The sequence below is a fragment of the Mesorhizobium sp. M7A.F.Ca.AU.002.02.1.1 genome, from assembly GCF_003998535.1.
Taxonomy (GTDB): Bacteria; Pseudomonadota; Alphaproteobacteria; order Rhizobiales; family Rhizobiaceae; genus Mesorhizobium; species Mesorhizobium ciceri.
Window position 1 is genome coordinate 1 of the sequence record NZ_RZPB01000795.1, and the last position, 2,652, is coordinate 2,652.

The following is a 2,652-nucleotide window of genomic DNA, read 5'->3' on the forward strand; positions in this document are numbered from 1 at the left end:
ATCCAGGCGGTTCAACCGGCTCTCCGGGGATAAGCGACCGCATCGGGGTGAGTGGCAATCTGACGCTCGACGGTACGCTCAATCTTGCGCAGAGCGGCGACGTGGCCGATGGCACGGCGGGCCTCGGCTATTACCGGCTGATGACCTATGGCGGCAGCCTTACCGACAACGGCCTGGAGATCGGCACGAAGCCGCCGCTTTCCGATCCGGCCGCCTATGAGATCCAGGCGGGCGGCGGCAATGTCGACCTCTTCATCGGAGCGGCCGGCGACGACACGCTGCAGCACTGGCAAGGCGGCGACGGGACCTGGAACACCACGAACGAAAAATGGCTGAACCAGGGCGGCGATACTCTCGTCTCCTGGGCAGGAAACCATGCGGTGTTCAAGAACGAACCGGGCGGCTTCGACGGCGGCACGATCGCCGTCGAAGGAGCGCAAAGCTTCAAGGGCCTGCAATTCGTCGACAGCGGCTACCGCCTGGAAGGTTCCGGCACGCTCGCGATAGATGGTTCCGACAGCGCCGATGGCAATGCCGAGATCCGCGTGCTGGCCGGCACGGCAGCCACCATCGCGACGACGATTACCGGCGCGGGCGGGGTCAGCAAGACGCAAGGCGGCACGCTCGTCCTGGAAGGCAGCAACAGCTATCAGGGCGGCACGCGGCTTCTAGGCGGGATTATTTCCGTTTCTTCCGATGCCAATCTCGGCGCTGCAAGCGGTGCCCTGACATTCAACGGCGGCACGCTGCGGAACACGGCGGCGTTCGCGACGGCGCGCAACGTCACCCTGGATGCCGGCGGTGGGACGTTCCAGACCGATGCCGACCTGACGGCGAACGGCGTCATCTCCGGGACCGGCGCGCTCACCAAGACCGGGGCCGGCGGGCTGGTGCTTTCGAGCGCCAACAGCTACGCCGGTGGGACGACGGTTTCGGCAGGATTCATCACCGCGGCGACGACAGGCGCGCTGGGCAGCGGACCGGTGAATGTCAAGGCCGGTGACCTCCGCTTCATCAATGATGCAAGCGCCGAGAGCCTCGACATCGTCATGGAAACAAACGCAACGATGCGCTTCGATGGCAGTGCGTCGGCGGGAACGGCGACGATCGTCACTACCCAAAGCCGCATCAACTTCAACGACGAAACATCGGCCGGTGCGGCTTCGATCACCGGCAATGGTAGCAGGACGTCCTTCAACGGCAATTCGAGCGCCGCCAATGCCACGATTGGCGTTACAATCCAAGGAACGCTCGACTTCTACGACACCGCGTCTGCCGGCAGCGCCGCCATCACCAACAAGGGCGGCTTCGTTGGCTTCCATGGCGCCAACACCGCGGATGGCGCCACGATCATCAACGATACGGGGGGAAAGGTCGACATCTCCGAAATGACGTCGGACGGTATCGCGATTGGCTCGCTTTCGGGCGATGGTCTCGTCTTTCTCGGCTCGAAGGTGCTGACGCTTGGCGGATTGGATAAGAACGACACCATCGGCGGCGTCATCCAGGATGGCAGCACTGGCATCGGAGGGAGCCTCGTCAAGACCGGCGCCGGCACGCTGACGCTGAACGGCGTCAGCACCTATACCGGTCTGACCACCATCGGCGGCGGCAAGCTCGTTGTCGGCGACGGCAGCCATTCCGGGGCAAGCATTGCTGGCGCCATTGCGGTTGCAGCCGGCGGCACGCTCGGCGGTTCGGGAACGGTGGGTACGACCACGATCGCTTCTGGCGGCACGATTACGCCGGGCAATTCGATCGGCACGCTGAATGTGTCAGGCGATTACACGCAGGAGATAGGCTCGACCTACGAAGTCGAGATCAATCCGGCCGGCAATTCCGACCTGATCGACGTGACGGGCAAAGCCACCATCCAGGGTGGCACCGTCTTCGCGCTCAAAGCGCCGGGCGGCTACAGTGCCGGAACCCGCTACACGATCCTGAGCGCGGATCAGGGCGTGACCGGCACCTATGATGCGTTCGACCAGAACGCCCCGTTTGTCGATCTGGCACTCGCCTATGACGCCAGTAATATCTATCTCGACGTTGCCCGCAATGACGTGTCGTTCTGCGACGTGGCCGGCACCCGCAACCAGTGTGCCACCGCCAATGGCGCCGAAAGCGCCGGGCCGGGCAACCCGATCTACGATGCAATCGCCGGCCTGCCGGACGATGAAACCGCACGCGAAGCCTTCGATGTGTTATCTGGCGAGATCCATGCGTCCGCCAAATCGGCGCTGATCGAGGACAGCCATTTTGTCCGCGATGCCATCAATGACCGCCTGCGTGCGGCCTTCGAGGGGGTAGGTATCCCGGCAACGCCGGTGCTGGCCTATGGCGAAGGCGGTCCGATGCTGGCGCCTGCCACCACCGATCGCTTTGCCGCCTGGGGCACGGCTTTCGGGTCATGGGGTTCCTTCGACGGCGACGGCAATGCCGCAGGCCTCGATACCTCCACCGGCGGCTTTCTTACCGGCGTCGACGGCCTTGTCGCGGAGGATGTGCGGCTTGGCATCATGACTGGCTACAGCCACACGAGCTTCGATGCCGACGGCCGATCCTCGTCAGGCTCGAGCGACAATTATCATCTCGGCCTTTATGGTGGCACGCAGCGGGGCGCTCTCGCCTTCCGCTCCGGGCTTGCCTATACGT

The 2,652-nt window shown here is 64.1% G+C and carries 1 protein-coding gene; it reads left to right on the top strand.

Translation table 11 applies throughout. From position 1 onward, the window contains the following. Positions 1-47: 47 nt before the first annotated feature. The coding region (locus tag EN879_RS31390) for an autotransporter outer membrane beta-barrel domain-containing protein (protein WP_164774699.1) at positions 48-2,652 on the top strand (2,605 nt) is incomplete at its 3' end.